Origin of the sequence: Parabacteroides massiliensis, from assembly GCF_900155425.1 — a bacterium.
Lineage (GTDB): Bacteria > Bacteroidota > Bacteroidia > Bacteroidales > Tannerellaceae > Parabacteroides > Parabacteroides massiliensis.
Genome location: NZ_LT700189.1, coordinates 531,300 through 548,398, shown reverse-complemented (window position 1 = coordinate 548,398; position 17,099 = coordinate 531,300). Strand labels below are relative to the sequence as shown.

General features: G+C 50.8%; 14 protein-coding genes. 3 read left to right on the top strand and 11 right to left on the bottom strand.

The features are described 5' to 3' along the window. Positions 1-778 precede the first annotated feature (778 nt). The gene (locus BQ9893_RS02335) at positions 779-2,047 is read right to left on the bottom strand and encodes a TolC family protein (protein ID WP_075964565.1); all 1,269 of its coding nucleotides are present in this window, start codon (positions 2,045-2,047) and stop codon (positions 779-781) included. 100 nt (positions 2,048-2,147) lie between these two features. Continuing rightward, positions 2,148-2,609 (bottom strand): septal ring lytic transglycosylase RlpA family protein, encoded by a 462-nt coding sequence (locus BQ9893_RS02330; protein ID WP_075964564.1) that lies wholly within the window; start codon positions 2,607-2,609, stop codon positions 2,148-2,150. 207 nt (positions 2,610-2,816) lie between these two features. On the opposite strand from BQ9893_RS02330, the gene BQ9893_RS02325 reads away from it, so the two are divergent. Together BQ9893_RS02325 and BQ9893_RS02320 are read left to right on the top strand one after the other, a co-directional pair. After that, entirely contained in the window at positions 2,817-3,413 is a 597-nt protein-coding gene (locus BQ9893_RS02325) for a LemA family protein (protein ID WP_075964563.1), read from the top strand. A 13-nt stretch (positions 3,414-3,426) separates the two neighbouring features. Beyond that, positions 3,427-4,377: a TPM domain-containing protein gene (locus BQ9893_RS02320; RefSeq protein WP_075964562.1), complete on the top strand. Its 951-nt coding sequence runs from the start codon at positions 3,427-3,429 to the stop codon at positions 4,375-4,377. 31 nt (positions 4,378-4,408) lie between these two features. Here the strand turns inward: BQ9893_RS02320 and BQ9893_RS02315 are convergent, their stop codons facing one another. Together BQ9893_RS02315 and BQ9893_RS02310 are read right to left on the bottom strand one after the other, a co-directional pair. Next, on the bottom strand, positions 4,409-5,320 hold the full coding sequence (locus BQ9893_RS02315) for an Abi family protein (RefSeq protein WP_075965366.1): 912 nt from the start codon (positions 5,318-5,320) through the stop codon (positions 4,409-4,411). A 276-nt stretch (positions 5,321-5,596) separates the two neighbouring features. Further along, a complete protein-coding gene (locus tag BQ9893_RS02310; RefSeq protein WP_075965365.1) occupies positions 5,597-6,763 on the bottom strand; it encodes an ATP-binding protein in 1,167 nt (388 codons plus the stop codon). 435 nt (positions 6,764-7,198) lie between these two features. On the opposite strand from BQ9893_RS02310, the gene BQ9893_RS02300 reads away from it, so the two are divergent. Next, the gene (locus BQ9893_RS02300) at positions 7,199-7,396 is read left to right on the top strand and encodes a hypothetical protein (protein ID WP_317042838.1); all 198 of its coding nucleotides are present in this window, start codon (positions 7,199-7,201) and stop codon (positions 7,394-7,396) included. A 386-nt stretch (positions 7,397-7,782) separates the two neighbouring features. On the opposite strand, the gene BQ9893_RS02295 is transcribed toward BQ9893_RS02300, so the two are convergent. From BQ9893_RS02295 to BQ9893_RS02265, 7 genes are all read right to left on the bottom strand, one after another. Continuing rightward, positions 7,783-8,505, bottom strand: coding sequence for a tyrosine-protein phosphatase (locus BQ9893_RS02295; protein ID WP_075964561.1), 723 nt, complete (start codon positions 8,503-8,505; stop codon positions 7,783-7,785). A gap of 4 nt (positions 8,506-8,509) precedes the next feature. Next, on the bottom strand, positions 8,510-10,885 hold the full coding sequence (locus tag BQ9893_RS02290) for a GumC family protein (protein ID WP_075964560.1): 2,376 nt from the start codon (positions 10,883-10,885) through the stop codon (positions 8,510-8,512). A 19-nt stretch (positions 10,886-10,904) separates the two neighbouring features. Beyond that, the gene (locus tag BQ9893_RS02285) at positions 10,905-11,666 is read right to left on the bottom strand and encodes a polysaccharide biosynthesis/export family protein (RefSeq protein WP_394333230.1); all 762 of its coding nucleotides are present in this window, start codon (positions 11,664-11,666) and stop codon (positions 10,905-10,907) included. Positions 11,667-13,477: 1,811 nt separating this feature from the next. Then, positions 13,478-13,723, bottom strand: a complete 246-nt coding sequence (locus BQ9893_RS02280) for a DUF4248 domain-containing protein (protein WP_075964559.1) — start codon at positions 13,721-13,723, stop codon at positions 13,478-13,480. Continuing rightward, positions 13,720-14,937, bottom strand: coding sequence for a DNA primase (locus BQ9893_RS02275; protein ID WP_075964558.1), 1,218 nt, complete (start codon positions 14,935-14,937; stop codon positions 13,720-13,722). Before BQ9893_RS02275 ends, BQ9893_RS02280 begins: the two co-directional genes overlap by 4 nt. Continuing rightward, positions 14,934-16,328, bottom strand: coding sequence for a replicative DNA helicase (locus BQ9893_RS02270; RefSeq protein WP_075964557.1), 1,395 nt, complete (start codon positions 16,326-16,328; stop codon positions 14,934-14,936). Before BQ9893_RS02270 ends, BQ9893_RS02275 begins: the two co-directional genes overlap by 4 nt. Further along, on the bottom strand, positions 16,325-16,837 hold the full coding sequence (locus BQ9893_RS02265; protein WP_075964556.1) for a helix-turn-helix domain-containing protein: 513 nt from the start codon (positions 16,835-16,837) through the stop codon (positions 16,325-16,327). The genes BQ9893_RS02270 and BQ9893_RS02265 overlap by 4 nt, the downstream gene beginning before the upstream one ends. Between the last annotated feature and the right edge of the window lie 262 nt (positions 16,838-17,099).

The following is a 17,099-nucleotide window of genomic DNA, read 5'->3' as shown; positions in this document are numbered from 1 at the left end:
ATTGCCGATACCGCCTGTTTCTTTTTTCTTTTTCTTTTCCTTCCCCTTTTGCATTTCCCTTTTTGTTTCCTTGTTTCTCCCTTTTATTTCTTTGTACCTCCCTTTTACATTCCCCAACCCCGTAGGGGCAGGGCTCTGCTCTGCCCTCCCGCAAAAATCACCAACACCATTCCGCCCTTCCACATAAAATCATCAACCTCACCCACCTCTTTATGTATAATACATCAACACCACCTCTTCCTTTGTTCCTTTATATCTTCTATCTCCCTTTTGCATCCCCAACCCCGTAGGGGCAGGGCTCTGCTCTGCCCTCCCGCAAAAGATCACACCCCTATTGCTTTATATATACTGTTTTATATATATCGCATATTATATATCACATCATATATATCGCATCATATATATCGCATCATATATATCGCATCATATATATCGCATCATATAAATAATATAAACCACCGTTATCGGCAATCCCCAAAGAGCCGTTCCGGCTCTGCTCCCGGCCTAAGCTGGCGAGCGTTAAGCGCAGTGACCGTAGTGAGCGCCCGGAGCGTCTGCTGTTTGAGCGAAGCGAGTTTCAGACGCGACAGCGAACGAAGGGAACGAAGTAGCTCGTCAGCTTAAGCCTTGACTTTTTGGTTACTTTTGGGTCAAGCCAAAAGTAACAGAACAAGTTGGGTAAAACCCAACAAAAAAGAATCTTGTATTTGAGCGAAGCAAGCCTCAGACGCGACAGCGAACGAAGTAGCAAACCAAGTTCGACCTTGATCTTTTCCGGTCACTTTTGGATCAATCCAAAAGCATCCCCCACTATAGTATTCAACCCCTCCGCCGCCATCACCACATCCCTCTTCATCCCGTATAGCTGCAAACATGTTTCCTTATATGCCTCGTAATAATCGATAAACTCCAACAGGCTGATGTTGCGCTTCCGGAAACCGGCGTTCACACCTTCGATGATACGGTCGAAGTCTCGTTCCAGTTCATAATCCGAAGAGCGATAAAGTTCCAGTGCCTTTGCCAGCTTCGTGTAACAAGCGAAAAGCTCGTTATCCGCCTGCCTGCGTGCCTGCTCTGCCAGTGTGTTGTTGCGAAGGACGGAGAGACGTGCCGATTTGATGTTTCCCTGATTGCGGTTGAAGATGGGGACAGAAACGCTCAACCCTATTGCGAAGTAATTGTTGCAGAAGTTCCCCGCCCTGTCATAAGCCCCTTTCAGGCTCACTTCGGGAAAAGCGAGCGACCGCTGCAGGCGCACATCCGCCTCCGAAGCCCGTATGCCTGCCTCCGCCTGTTTCAGGTCGGGACGTCCGGCCATGCGTGCACTCAATTCGGCAAGCGGCAGCTTCTCCAGCTCGATGCGGTCCAAGGCCGATTCGTCGAAAAGCGGTTCCGGAACCTCCTCCCTCTTCAGCCCCAAAAGCAAACGCAGATCCCCTTCCAAGGCGACCGCCTCGTTCGATATGCCGTTCCTCTCCTGTTTCAGCGAAAGCAACAAAGCCTGTATGCGCGACTTCTCCAAGAGGGAGACATTCCCTTTCGCATTCTGTTCCTTATAAACATCCAGGACGGTCGACAGATATCCGATCTCCCGGTCATAGACCGACAATGATTTGCGGGTGTAGTAAAGATCGACAAACTTCTCCTTCAGCTCTCCCCGAAGCGTGCGGATCACCTCTTCAAACTGATACACCGCCATCTCCTTATTGAGCTTTTCCAAGCGTACCCGCTTGTTGCGCTGGCCGGCGATATAGATCAGCTGTTCGATCTCCACCACGGCCTCTCCCTCCTTCCCCAGGTCGAAATACTTGCCGTTATTGCGATTGTAGACATTCTGTTCGAACGAAATGACCGGGTTCTCGAACAACTTTGCCTGCGTCACTTGCGCCTCTGCCATATCGACATGATAGCGTTCGGCGATCAAAGACAGATTGCAGGCGGCAAAACGTTCGAGGGCATCGTCCAACGACAGGCGGACAACTCCTTCCTGTGCCGCCCCCGTCCACACACGGATCATCAACAGGATCAATAAAACAGGTCTGTACATTTGCTTTTCCTTTTTTTGCGGCAAATGTACGGACCTGCGTACGAATCCCCCCCGGATATCCGATTAGAATCCTCTTAAATGAAATTAGAAAATCATTAGATTATCTGCCCCTATCGACCCTGTAAGGCGGTTTCACCCGAAGGTGGTCCACTTCAAGGAAAGGGATTTGCGGATAGAGAAGGTCGAGAAGGCTAAGATCTATCTTTCCCGGAACGACCTCGACGCGTACACGGGCAAGGCCTTTTTTCTTAAAGTCCAAAAGTTCGGCCGCACCGGCAGAGACATCGATGATACGGCCTTTGCGGAAAGGGCCGCGATCGGTGACACAGACGATCACCCGTTTCATATTGGCCAGATTGGTGACACGCAGAAAAGTGCCGAAAGGATGTTTCCGGTGAGCCGCCACCAGTTCGTCTCCGTCATGAACCCGTCCGCTGGCTGCCTTACGCCCGTGGAAACGGTCATGATAATAAGAAGCAAGCCCCTCCTCCTGCCCCCATGCGGCATCGGAGGCTGCGAAAGCGACCAGCAAAAAGATGATATGTATCAGACGAAAGGACATACATGCTATCGTTTTTACTCTACAATAACGTAAAATCCCCGGTTTTATTGCAAACATCCTCCATTATATTTTCCCAACAGGTATGACAACAGGCCGAATTAACAAGAGGCATATGGAGAATTGTCAGTTCTTTTTACTAATTTTGCATTGTTTTTCATAGCATTGGCCCGATTTGGCAACAACACAACCTATAAATGAATTAAAAAGATGAAACACAAAGCTCTATGGATCACCCTTGCGGTGGTTGCAATCCTCGGTATCTCCCTCTTTTCATGGGTAAAAGGAACGTATAACACGATGGTGGCTCAAGACGAAAACGTCAAGACAGCCTGGAGCCAAGTCGAGAACCAGTACCAGCGCCGTATGGACCTGATCCCGAACCTGGTCAACACCGTGAAAGGCTATGCCGCTCACGAGAAAGAGACGCTCGAAGGTGTCGTCAGCGCCCGTGCACAGGCGACACAGACCACCATCGACCCCTCGAACCTGAACGAAGAGTCGATGAAGAAATTCCAAGCCGCACAAGGTGAACTGAGCAGCGCCCTCTCGCGCCTGATGGTCGTGCTCGAACGCTATCCGGACCTGAAAGCCAACCAGAACTTCTCCGAACTGCAGGCCCAACTGGAAGGAACGGAAAACCGGATATCCGTCGAACGTAAACGCTTCAACGAAGTCGCACAAACCTACAACACCTATATCCGTAGCTTCCCTTCCAACATACTCGCCGGCATGTTCGGCTTCCAACCGAAAGCCTATTTCACTGCCGAAACGGGTGCGGAAAAAGCGCCTAAGGTAGAATTCTAAATTACCGGGCAAGATGGAAAGAATGCGCTTGACAGGTGTCTGCCGCCTCGCCCTGCTCCTGCTGTTCCCGCTGTGGCTGTCTGCCGCCGCCTCGCCTTCCTATACGATCGAGACAATCCCGAACGTACGCCTTGCGGACCGCAACAACTACGTCAGCAACCCCGACGGGATCATCCGCCCCGACGATGCGGCACGCATCAACAGCCTGCTCCGGACGGTGGAAGACAGCCTCGGCATCGAGATTGCCGTTGTCGCGGTAAAAAGCATCGGCGACAACGATGCCCGCATGTTCGCCACCGACCTCTTCCAATACTGGAAACCGGGTAAAAAGGGAAAGGACAACGGCCTGCTGATCCAGCTCGTGACAGACCCTCCGCAGCGTTCCGTCGTCTTCGAGACAGGCTACGGGCTCGAAGGCGTCCTCCCCGATGCCATCTGCTACCGCATGCAACAGCGCTACATGCTCCCCGACTTCAAAGCCGGCGACTACAGCGCGGGAATGCTGAAAGGCGTCGAGGCCGTCAAAAACTACCTGATGGCAAGCGACTACGAACGGGCCTCCATCATCGGTGACGAGCAGGAGATGGACGACGAGGAGTTTTTCGAAATAATCGGGATCTTCCTTATCATTTTCATCCTCTCCGCCCTCATAGCCTGCCTCATACGGTCGTCCTACATGCACCGCCCGCGTGTCTGTCCCCGTTGCGGACAAAAAACGCTCGTCTATGCCGGCCGGCAAGTCCTGCGGCGTGCAACCTACGACAGCGAAGGACTGGTCGAAGAACTCTGGCGCTGCAAGAACTGCGGCTACACAGAAAAGAAAAACCGTACCACCGACCGTCTCCAACGCAACGACACCCCCATCATCTTCGGCAACACCACCCCCGGAAGCAGTTGGGGCGGCAGTGGAGGCAGCTGGGGCGGAGGCGCTTCAGGCGGCGGCGGTTCAATCAGCCGTTGGTGATAAATATGGAAAAGATTTGCGACAAGATTAACTATATTGTTTGTGTCCATAGCGGCTCTCTTTCCCATCCTTTTGGAAATCCGAGAGCCGCCAGATTAATCTCCGGAAAATTGGAAAATAGAATATTCATCTTATCAAGCATATCATTGTTCGGTGATATGATGTCAAGAAAATACTTGATGATGCAGATTGTGAAATAAACTCTTTGAGGGTTTGTCGGGAGGTTAATCCAAGGATGAGCAATTCTTCTTGGAGAAACAGGCATAATTGAACTTACCTTGTTCCAGACTCTCGAATGGTGGCAACAGGCATTTCTCAACAATGTCAAAGATGTTATCCAAGATTCCAAAACGATTGGCTGCAAGCCGAAGTAATGTGAGATACGCTTACGTATCTTGTCTGCTTTCAGATTACGGTAAACCATATTCACGTTGCCCATTGTCAGTAACTCGCCTAAAATCCATGCTGGAGGATATGGATTACAATAGCTGTTCTTAAAGTGCTTGATGAACTCTTCTGTTGATTTCGTATATTCTCTGTCGATGGTGTTCTTGGTGTCTTGAAAAGTCCTTTGATTGGCAATGTGAACAGAATTTGTCAGCCAATAAATATCCCCTGTCATCTGCACTGGAATATTCATAATGGCACGACGAACAGCTACCTCTACTTTCTCAATCTCATTGAGAAGAAGCATGCGCAACTTTTTGTCGAAGCGATACAGGTTCAGCACTTGTTGGAAAGTTGTACCTTCTTTATACTGATGAGATTCCTTTGGAACTTTCAATAATGGGTACATATAAGCGGAAAGGCGATAGTACCCTATGCTCTCCAAATAACGCACCGTCTTGGTCTCATCAGAAATGATAAGTCCACGACCTTCTAACAGAGCCACTAAATCTGTCTCTGACATATAATGTTTCATGAAGTGTGGCAATCTTTCCATTAGCGTATTTTGAGAGTAAACGTATATATACAAAAAAGCCCCACGCATTTGAGCATCGTTGAGAGGCTTGGTGGGGACTGACGCTGTAAAGCTACGAATAATCATTGATAATTCAAACATTTTATCAAGAAAAATCACGCAAAAGTGGATTTCTTTGACATATTTATATTCAATAATATTAAATTAAGACTTAAAATAGCAAGGCCTTCCGTCCGCCTGTAGAGCGGCCACGCACTCCTTGAGACGGCAATAGCGACCGCGCTCCTTGGCAACCCACTACAACACATCGTCCAGATGGGCATAATTCAGCAGGCTGATTTCTCCGGCGGTATTTTCGAGCGTGCCCGCATAGATCACAGCCTTTCCCTCTACGGGACCTTTGATCCAGTCGTCCATCTGTTTCAAGGCCTTTTCAAAGTCCGTATGGTAAGTCATTGCCGACTTGATTTCGATACCGTAAAATCCTGAACTTTTTTTCAGTAACAGATCAATCTCATTCTGGTTCGAGTCTCGATAGAAATAGAGATTGCTCTCCTTGCCTTGGTTATACCGCCGTTTCAATGCTTCCATCACGATGAAATTCTCGAACAACGCCCCCCGCATTCTATCCCGAGCGAGCTGTTCCGGAGATTCGATACCGAGCAGATAACAGGCAAGCCCCGTGTCCGTAAAGTAGAGCTTGGGGGTTTTAGTCAGACGTTTGCGTGTATTCTCAAAATATGGGGGCAGCAAGGCCACGATATAAGATGCCTGCAAGACGGAGAGCCACGCCGTGACTGTATGCGAGCTGACACCGATTTCGTTCGCCAGTTCAGAGGCTTTGAACAGTGAGCCGATACGCCCGGCACAAAGACGGATAAACGTGTGGAACTGCATCATGTCTTTGATTTGCAGCAAATCACGCACATCCTTGTCCAGATAGGTTTTCATGTAGGCCGGATAAAGGAATTTGGGCACGTTGCGTCCTGAATAAATCGCAGGATAGAACCCGTTCAGCAGCAGATGGTCAAGCGGTGTATCGGCGGCTATTTCCCGTATCTCGGAATAGGACATAGGCAGCAGCTCGAATACAGCGGTACGTCCCGCCAAGGATTGCGTAACCTTTTTCAGCATGGCGAACTGTGAACTGCCTGAAAGGATAAACCGCCGGTCTGCATCATCGTCCACAATGCCTTGTATATACGATAAAAGATTCGGGGCATTATGCACTTCATCGAGGATCATGCCCTCTGCATGCTGGTTCAGAAAAGCAACCGGATCGTTTTCGGCAAAGTTCCGCACGTCGAGGTTCTCCAAAGAGTAGTACGGCAGGTGCGGGAACTGATTACGGATCAGCGTTGTCTTGCCGGATTGACGGGGACCGGTAACGGTTATGACCGGGAAATAGCGGTACGCCTCTTCTATTACGGCGGATAATTCCCTGCGGATATATTTCGTTTCCATATTCATTTATGCAATTTTGAAGTACAACTGCAAATTTACATAAACCCTGTTACGGTACAAATTTCCCAGGGGATATTTTCTCCCGTCTGTCAACCACTTGTGGTAAAACATAAGTATATGTGCCAAGTTCAAATGTATGAGAGAAGAGTGTTAAAATTCAGATAGGCACAGAGGAAAAACATAAAATCGTATCGTTGCTTGGAAACAGAATATTATCTTTGTCTGAAAGATGAAATTGATACCGGCAGATGACATGAAAGATAAACTTTGGGGTAAAAAAGGGACTCCAGAGCGTGAAGCCATGGAAACCCGACTCCCATACGCAAGGCTCGATTGGCACAAAAACTTACACAAGAAGAACCTGGTGAGCGTATCGGGGTACAACGCACTCAAATCTCGAAGTTAGAGAAAAGAATATTTCAAAAACAAATAATTATGGCACAGATGAATCTTACCCCATTGGACGATGTGCTTGACAAGCACTTTGGGAAAGTTGGCACTCCGAAACGTGACGCTTTTGAGAGTGACGTGGATGAAGCGTTGCATGCTTACCGTTTGGGAGAAGCCATCAAGAAGGCTCGCATAGAACAGAACTTGACACAAGAACAACTTGGTGGTAACTGCAACCATTGACTTGGGGATTGCTGGAAAAGTGGCATTGTGGTAATTCATTTGATAGTAGATGAGTGTTTTCTCATTCCTGATGGTATCGGTATCATTGTGACTGCGGTATTGTATAGCTCTTTCAGCAAGTGGGGATTTTTCAAGCATAGATGGATTGTCGTTAAATAGATATTGACGGCGTTGCTTGCGGTAAAAGCACAATCTTCATAAACACAGAAAACGCAGAATAACACAGATCATTTATTCATAAAATTAAATCTGCATTACTCTGCGTTTTCTGCGTCTGCCAAGTGGTGCATCCGACAAGCCAGCCGTTTCTTCCGCGTCAGCCAAGTGGTGCCGCGTCAGCCTAAACTGTCAATCGCCAAAATTGCCAACTGCCAACCGTCAATTCCTCAAAGCCACCGATTATTCTCCAACACTCCTCTCAGCCTGTCGAGCATTTTGGAAGGGAGTTTCACGTGGGCGAGGTTCCGGCGGTAGTCGTCGGGGTGGTGCAGGTCGGAACCGACATAGTCGTAGAAACCCTCTTTCATCAGGTAGGCGGCATATTTGGCAGGACGGCTCCCGTACACGCCGGCAAAGGAGAAGAGGTTCAACTGGAACTTGTAGCCCTTGTCGCGCAGCCGGAAATAATCATCCTCCGTCATATACATATACCGCTCCGGATGAGCCAAGACAGGCGTATAGCCCTCCAGCCTCAGTTCGTAGAGCAAGCTCAGATAGTCGGGGGGCGGCGAAAGATAAGAAGTCTCGACCAGTACCTGCCTGTCCGCATACGTCAGCAGCCCGTCTGCCATCTGCGCACGGAAACCGCTGTCCAGCATATACTCCGCCGCCAACCGCAGCTCGATCCCTTCGGGAGCAAGCTCTTTCATCTTGGCAAAATGCTCCTGCAGAAAACCACGCCGGTTGCCGGGCATGTCCGACATCACATGGGGAGTCATGAAAACCCGCTTGACACCGACCGACTGCATCGCTTTCAAGGCAGCACACATATCTTCGACGCTTTGCACGCCATCATCCACACCGGGCAGCAGATGCGAATGCACATCTGCCGTCCCTTTCAACAAATCGGTGTGAATCAATTTTTTCTTTGGAAAAAGTAAGGAAAACATTTTTTTATTTCTTTTTATTATGTCCGTCGCCATACCCGTAGCCGTAACCATAGCCATAGCCGTATCCATATCCGTAATGATAACCATACGTGCCATGCTTGTACATCGTCCCGTTCAGGATCAGGCTCATGTTACGCAGCTTGCCTTCCTTGTAGAGTTTCTCCACTTCGGGAAGGGCGCGGCGGTCCATTCTGCCTACACGGACAACATAGATCGTCAAGTCGGCCACCCGGTTGACGATCACCGCATCGGCGACCACACCCGCCGGTACGTTGTCCAGGATGATATAGTCATACCGCTTGCGCAGTTCGGCTACCAACGTTTCCAACCTGTCGCTCAACAAAAGCTCAGCCGGGTTGGGCGGAACAGGACCGGCATGGATGATATCCAGCTTGTCGTACAGTTCTCCTTTCCGGATGATCTCATCGACGTTGTCGACACGACCGGATAAATAGTTGGTGACTCCCATGTCAGAGACTTTGACATGGGAGCTAAGGGTACCCTTACGAATATCGAGGTCGACCAAGACGACCTTCTTGTGCGTCAGGGCAAAGCTCATTGCCAAGTTGATGGACACGAACGTCTTGCCGGCTCCCGGATTGAACGAGGTGAACATCACCACCTGCATGTTCTTATCCTTCACCCGCATGAAATCCATGTTGGTACGCACAATGCGGAACGCCTCCGAAACCGAGTCGCGCCCATTCTCATGCACCACCACTTCGTTCTTGTCTTTCTTGTCGCGCATCGGGATTTCACCCAAGAACGGAACGGAAAGGACTCCCTCCACATCCTTGCGCGAGCGTACCTTCGTGTCGCTGATCACCAGCATCCACAGGACGCCTGCCGGGATCGCACATCCCAACACGATGGAAGCCAGGAAGATCATCATCGATTTCGGAGCCACCGGCACATTGCTTCCCGACGCCGGGTCGATGATGCGCGCGTTGCTTTCCGTCATCCGCTGCGTCAGCTCGTTCTCCTCGCGTTTGTTCAGCAGGTAGAGATACAGCTCTTCCTTGATCTTCTGGCGGCGTTCCACCGAAAGTATCTCCTTCTGCTGGGTCGGCACGGCCGAGATGCGGCGGTTCGTCTGTTCTTCCTGTGCCTGTATATTCTTTATCTTGATGTTCAGGCCGACGATCAGGTTGTCCACCGAGCGGATGATGGTCTGCTTCATCGCGATCAGCGAGTTGTTCAGGTCCTGCACCACCGGGTTCTTGTTGCTACTGTTGCTGATCAGCTTGTCGCGTTTGAGCAACATCTCGTTGTATTCCCCGATCTGCGACTCGATGTTCACGTCCGAGATGCCCGTGTTCGCCGGGATCAGTTCCGAGCTCTTGCCGGGATCAGTCAGATAGTTTTTGATATATTTCGCCAGGCTCAACTGGTTCTCCAAGCTCAACCCCTCCTGCTGGTTGCGGCTGGAGGTCTGCAGGTACATGCCTGTCTCGGACGAGATGTCCGTCAGCTGGTGTTCACGCTTGTAGGACTCGATGTCCGAATCCACGCTGCCCAGCTCCTTCTCGATCACGATCAGACGGTCGTTGATGAAGTTGGAGGTGTTCATCACGATCTGGTTCTTGTCGTTGATCGCGTCTGTGTTGTAGACGGAGATCAGCGTGTTGATCACATCTTCCGCACGGGGGATGGAGACGTCCTGGAGCGTCAGGTTGATGATCGTGGCCGTCTTGCTCGCCAACGTGGCCTGCAAGTTTGCTTGGAAACCGATCGCCACGTTCTGCAACGGCGACTTCGTCACCTGCACGGTCGTGTTGAAATACTTGTCGCCGTAGTAAAGCGACGGGACCACCACTACTCGTCCGACGGGTGTCGTGACGGTGTCGTTCAGCGCCACTGTCATCGGTTCGCCGGCCGACTCGTCGTCAATCACGAAGTCGGACAATACCACCTCTTCCGCCGAGATCGGTTTTGCCCGCAACGAGAAGGCTTGCGCCTCTTCCGCATCGGGGAATGAGAGCAGGACGGGCGACTGGGTGTAGAGTTCCACCGTACGCAATCCTTCCTTCACCGTGTAGCTCACGTCCAGATGCAGGTTACGCGCCACTTCGGTCATCAATCGCCTGGACTTGAATACCAGCACTTCGTTATCCACATTCCGCTTCGTGCCGAAAATTCCTAAATCCTCGAATGCGGCCGATTCGCTCAGCGCACCGCCTTTCGCGTCGTCTTTTATCAGTACCGAAGCTGTCCGGGTGTATACCTTGGGCGCCCATTTCAGATAGAGGAACGCTGCCCCGGCGCATATCACGACAGACAGGACGAACCAATGCCAGTTGGCCAATACTACCTGTAGGATATCCTCCAGGTTCAGTTCGTTCTCCTCCACTCGAGTGTTCGTTTCTTGTTCAGTGTTCATAGTATCTTTTCTTTTACTTTTACTTTGTTAATGTCACGATCAGAGACACGATGGAAACCAGGATCGAGCCGGCAGACAACCACACGCCCACCGATTTGTTCTGGTTGATCTCGCTCTGTCCCGCTTTCGAATTGTTTGGTTCGACATACACGATGTCGTTCTGTTGCAGGTAATAGCAGGGAGAGTTGAAGACGTCGGACGACCGGAGGTCATGGTACAGGATCGTCCGTTGCCCGTCATTTTCGCGGATCACGGCCACCCGGTCCCGTCGTCCGTAGATCGTCAGGTCGCCGGCCATACTCAAGGCTTCGAGCAGGGTGATACGGTCGCCCGAAATGTTGAACGATCCCGGACGGTTCACTTCGCCCATCACCGACACTTTGTAGTTCAGGAACTGCACCGTCACGACGGGATCCTTGATCAGGTCCTCTTCTGTCAGACGTTGCTTGATCAGTTCCGTCAACTGCAGGCGGGTCAGTCCTGCCACGTGCATCTTGCCTAAGATCGGGAAGTCGATCTCCCCGTTCGTGTCGACCAGATAGCCCAACACGCGCTGCTGCGGTAAGCTTTGGCTGCCGATCTGGTAGGATATCATCGGCATGTTGAACGGCAACGCCAGTTCCGGGTTCTTACTGTTCACCATGATCGCCAGCAAATCGTCGTTGTGGATATACACTTCGTACTTCTGCTCGATCACCTGCTGTTTCAGCGGTTCGACATCCTGCAAATAAACTACTTTCTTGTAAGATGCGCAGGAGGTACAGAGTACTGCCATGCACATCAATATATAATTCCTGATTCTCACTCTTCTGTTCCCGGTCATGATTCCGGCTGCCTGGCCATCGTCATCTTCCCCCCTGGTAAACCCTACACTCGTTGTCGCAATCAAGTTCATCGCTAACATTGCGCTCCACAATTTTTTCTTTTTCATTTTGTTAAAATATTATGTGATTATAATTTTGCTTCCGATTTATGATTTCTGAATACTATTCATGATTTCTGCATACGATTTATAAATCAAATTACAAAGATACTAAACATTGTCTTAAATCGGATCGCACTTTTTTTTTCTTTCTTTTTTGTTGGATAACATCCTATTGTTGTCTTTTTTTCGTTGGATTACATCCAACTGTTTTGTCTGTTACTTTTGGCTTGATCCAAAAGTAACCAAAAGATCAAGGCTCAACCGACCGGGCTACTCCGGGCGAAGGCTACGCTGTCGCCTGCGAAACTCGCTTCGCTCAAACAGCGCAGGCTCCGGACGCTACGCCTTCACCCTCCGCTTTACGCCCGTCCGCTTAGGCCTTTCCCAGAAAGCGGAGCTTTCTCTTATGATTGCCGATACTGCCTGTTTTTCCTTTCTTTTTCGTTGGGTTGCATCCAACAGGTTGTTTTTTCTCTTTCGTTGGGTTACACTCAACTGTTATCTTTTTTCGTTGGATTACATCCAACTGTTTTGTCTGTTACTTTTGGCTTGATCCAAAAGTAACCAAAAGATCAAGGCTCAACCGACCGGGCTACTCCGGGCGAAGGCTACGCTGTCGCCTGCGAAACTCGCTTCGCTCAAACAGCGCAGGCTCCGGACGCTACGCCTTCACCCTCCGCTTTACGCCCGTCCGCTTAGGCCTTTCCCAGAAAGCGAAGCTTTCTCTTATGATTGCCGATACCGCCTGTTTTTCTTTTCTTTTCCCTTTTCCTTTTGCATCCCCCTTTTTGTTTCTTTATATCTCCCTGTTGTTTCCTTGTATCTCCCTTTTTATTTCCTTGTATCTCCCTTTTGCATCCCCACCCCGTAGGGGCAGGGCTCTGCTCTGCCCTCCCGCAAAATCACCAACACCATTCCGCCCTTCCACATAAAATCATCAACCTCACCCACCTCTTTGTGTATAATATCATCAACACCACCTCTTCCTTTGTTTTTTATATCCTCTATCTCTGTATCTCCCTTTTATTTCCTTGTATCTCCCTTTTGCATCCCCCCGTAGGAATATGCCAAAACTATCTTGTCCCCGCGCTTGACGCGGGATCGCATGAAAACTGACCGTATAAATATCCAATTGATAAGGCCTGTTCTTTTGCGCACCCCACCCCGTAGGGGCAGGGCTCTGCTCTGCCCTCCCGCATAAGATCACCAACACCCCCTACTGCATTATATAAATATTGCTGACTACAAATTGCATCAATCGCATCATATCAATCGCATCATATCAATCGCATCATATAAATAACACAAAACCACCGTTATCGGCAATCCCCAAAGAGCCGTTCCGGCTCTACTCCCGGCCTAAGCTGGCGAGCGTTAAGCGCAGTGACCGTAGTGAGCGCCCGGAGCGTCTGCTGTCTGAGCGAAGCGAGTTTCAGACGCGACAGCGAACGAAGGAAACGAAGTAGCGAACCAGGTTCGGCCTTGACTTTTTGGTTACTTTTGGGTCAAGCCAAAAGTAACAGAACAAGTTGGGTGCAACCCAACAAAAAAGCCCTGAGGGTGCCAACCCTAAAAAACCAATATAAACCAAATATCAAAAAAGCATTTTTAGGTGCCAACCAAAGCCTTGAATGTCGCTTTAGGGAGGAAACACCCAAAAGCAACATTCAAGGCTCCCCAAGGATTCTTACAATCTGCTCCACCTGTTTCGGAGTCAACACCCGTTGTGAAGGCGTCCATCCGTTCTCCTGCAAGAGGCCGGACAGGATGGGGTTGCCTACGATCCACTGTTTCAAACGCCTCGAAGCTACTTCAGGAGCGACATCGGGGCTATATTGTCGTCCCAGCCACCGGAGGGTGGCGGAACGGTTTTTCCATTTTCTTTCTTCTATATCATCTGCCGTACCGGTCATGCCCACCTCCAGTCCATTGTCGCCGGACGAGATGCTTCGGCGGAAAGCCCTTTCAACTGTTCCAGGTAATCGTCCAACGTCAGCAGCAGGCGTTCTCTTCTCTCCGTCTCCGAGACATCGGACAGAAGCCCGATCCCTTTGCGGATACGTCCGAGCAACAGCTGTTCGTCCGAAGGCAGTGTCCGTCGTACCGCCTCGCGGACATAGGCGGCAAACGCCTCCTTCCCCAGGCGGCGAAAGAGCGAATCCGGATCGTCTCCTTCGGGCAAACCGATCCGTACGGCCTCCATCCCTTCGCCCATAAAGGCCGGGATGGCATCATCCGTCCCCTTGCGCCCTGCCTTGTCGGCATCCAGCATCACGCGGACAGATGTCGCATATCGTTTCAGCAAAGCAATGTGCTCCTTGCTCAGTATCGTCCCGCACAACCCTACCGTATGCTTGAACCCTGCCGCATGCATCGCCAGCACATCCTTATACCCTTCGACCAAAAAAACACACCCTTCCCGGCGAATCGCCTCGCGTCCTTCGTACAACCCGTACAACAGCTCGCTCTTCCGATACAACTCGCTCGTCCTCGAATTGACGTATTTCTTCTTCTCTTCCTCGCCCGACAACCACCGGCCGGCAAACCCGACCAGCCGTCCCTCCTCGTCACGCACGGGAAAAACCAACCGGTTCCGCATCGACCACCAATATTTAGGAACCATAAAAGGCGACTGTCCCACCCCGAAATCCAACCAGGTAGGGGACAACTCCGAACAACCGCTACCTACCGGCATTAAGGAGGCCAAGAAAATCTCGTTTTCTTTTTGTATCTTTTCAATCGGCAATCGCTTCGCGTCGATATTGTCGTCCGTCAACCGCTTCGCGTCGACATTACCCCCTTTCCCCTTTTCCTTTTTCTTAATTGGCAATTGTCCGTTGTCCACAGTCAATCGATTCACATTGTCCACTGTCAATTTCTTCACCGCCTCAATAAAACCGACGTTCTCAACCTTGCTGACAAAGGCGAACACATCGCCCCTCTCCCCGCAAGCATAGCAAACAAAGCTGCCCTTCTCTTCGTTGACGGAGAGGGAGGGATGTCGGTCGCCGTGGAAAGGGCAGAGTCCCATCCAGCGGCGACCGACACGGTTCAGTGTCATATAGCGCCCGATCACCTCCCTGATCGACAGGGAGGCTTTCAGTTCTTGTATTTCTTGCTTCGTCATGACAGAGCTAAAGTAGATTGCGTTCCGGGTTGGATATAATCCGTGATACGGGTGAACGAAGGGTTGTAACGGAAACGGGCGATGCCGATCGAGCCGTTGCGGTTCTTCGCTATATAGATTTTGCCGACCCCCACCAGGCTGTGGCCCGTCTTCTCGTCGCGGGTGAAACCATAGCGTTCGGGACGGTAGATGAATGCCACGCAATCCGCCACCTGTTCGATCGTTCCCGAATCGCGCAAGTCGCTCATCACCGGCAGATACGCCTTGTCGCTACGCAACTCGCAGGCACGGTTCATCTGCGAGACCGTCAGCACCGGGCGGTTGCAGTCCAGCGCCAGTTGTTTCAGTGCGCGTATATTGCGGCCGACCATCTGTTCCTGCGTCTCGCCTCTCTTGCGTTCGCCGCCCAAGAGGTGCAAGTAGTCCACGACCACCAGGTCGCATTTCCCCAGACGGCATTGCAACATGGCTTTCGCACGTATCTGTTCGACGGTAGCCCCGGCCGTATAGTCGAGATAGAAAGGCAGGTCCTTCAAGCGGTCGGCAGCCTCTTCCAAGACACCCAACTCGCGTTCGGTCGGTTTGTTGACACGCAGGTGGTCCGGGTTCACGTCCGTCATCCCCGCCAACACGCGGTTCAGCATCTGCAGGCTCGACATTTCCAGGCTGAAGAAACAGACCGATTTCCCGGCACGCGCCGCGTTCAGCGCCATCTGCAACGTGACAGCCGTTTTCCCGTCGCTCGGACGTCCGGCGATGATCGTCAGCTCCGTGTTGTGGAAACCACCCGTCACGTAGTCGAACTCCGTCAGCCCGCTCTTCACCTGTTCCGTCTCCAACCCGCCGCCGAAACGACGGTGATGCCATGCCATTGCTTCGACGGCAAGTTCGCCGATCGTGCGCACCGGTGCGCCTTCTGACGTGTACTGGCGGAATTCCATCAACTGGCGTTCGGCCTCGTCTACCAGCTCCTCCGGAACGGAAGAGACCTCGCCGGACTTGAACGCCATCGTGCTGAACAGCGTAGCGAGGCATCTCAGTTTATATTGTTTCTTGATTCCATCCACATAGGCCGCCACATTCCCGTCGTGGCGCACATTCAGCATATAGGGCAACAGGAACGACAGGCCGCCCAGCTTGGAAGCCTTCTTTTCGTCCGCTTCGCGCATTCCGCGTTCCACCAACACCATGTCCGGACGGACTCCCGTTGCATGAATTTTCATGATCACTTCGTAGACAAACCCCAACGAGCCGTCGGCAAACATATCCGAGGTCAGCCCTCCATATTCGGCACGCACCGGCGCTTCCATCGAGGTCATCAGAAGGCAGATCAACGCCTTTTCCATATCGTCCAAAGAGACTCCTCCGTTCGTTTCTTCACCGTTCATCATGCCATGCCTCCTTCCTCGTTTGCGGCAGCACAACAATCGAACTGCATGCTGCGTCCGCCCATAAGACGTTCCGCATCTTCCAAAGCCTGGAAAGCTGCTCGCCCCTCCACGGCTTTTACTGCATCCTTCTTCTGACGGAAACCCATGATAAAGTCATATCCGCATACACGGATGAAAATCCCATCTTCGAGACGATTTATATCAATAAGGCCTTCTTTTTCCAGCCATTTAAGGCTTCGGCGTAAAGTCGTGCCGCTCATTCCGCAACATGCGGCAAGTTCATTGCATCGCCCGACATACTCACCACGTTTGCACGTATAGGTGCGTTTTCTCAGACATACGCTTCCGTCAGCGAAATACACTTCCGAAATCAAAATCAGATACGCCATACCGATCGATTTCTCACGGCCTTTCCCGTGAAATAGCATGGTAAACACTTTGCGCGGTATTCGGACAAACGATTGTCCCAAGAATCCGGCCACCTTGTCTCTGCTCAAATTTGCATCCATAAAAATGGTTGGAATTAAGTTTATAAAATTGGTTACTCGGTTTGGCGTTTGGTTGACCGGTCTGAGCAAACTATGAAACAGCTACTTACAACATGGCGTGGCGCGCACACGACCACTCTCAATGGCGATCTATCTTAATATATAAGAAAGATTCTTCTTAAAAAGATATATAAATAGCAATTTTTCAAATTTTTTCAGAATATCAAATTCGGTCCCTACCGAGATCACAAAATTACAACCCGGACCTCAAATTATGAAAACC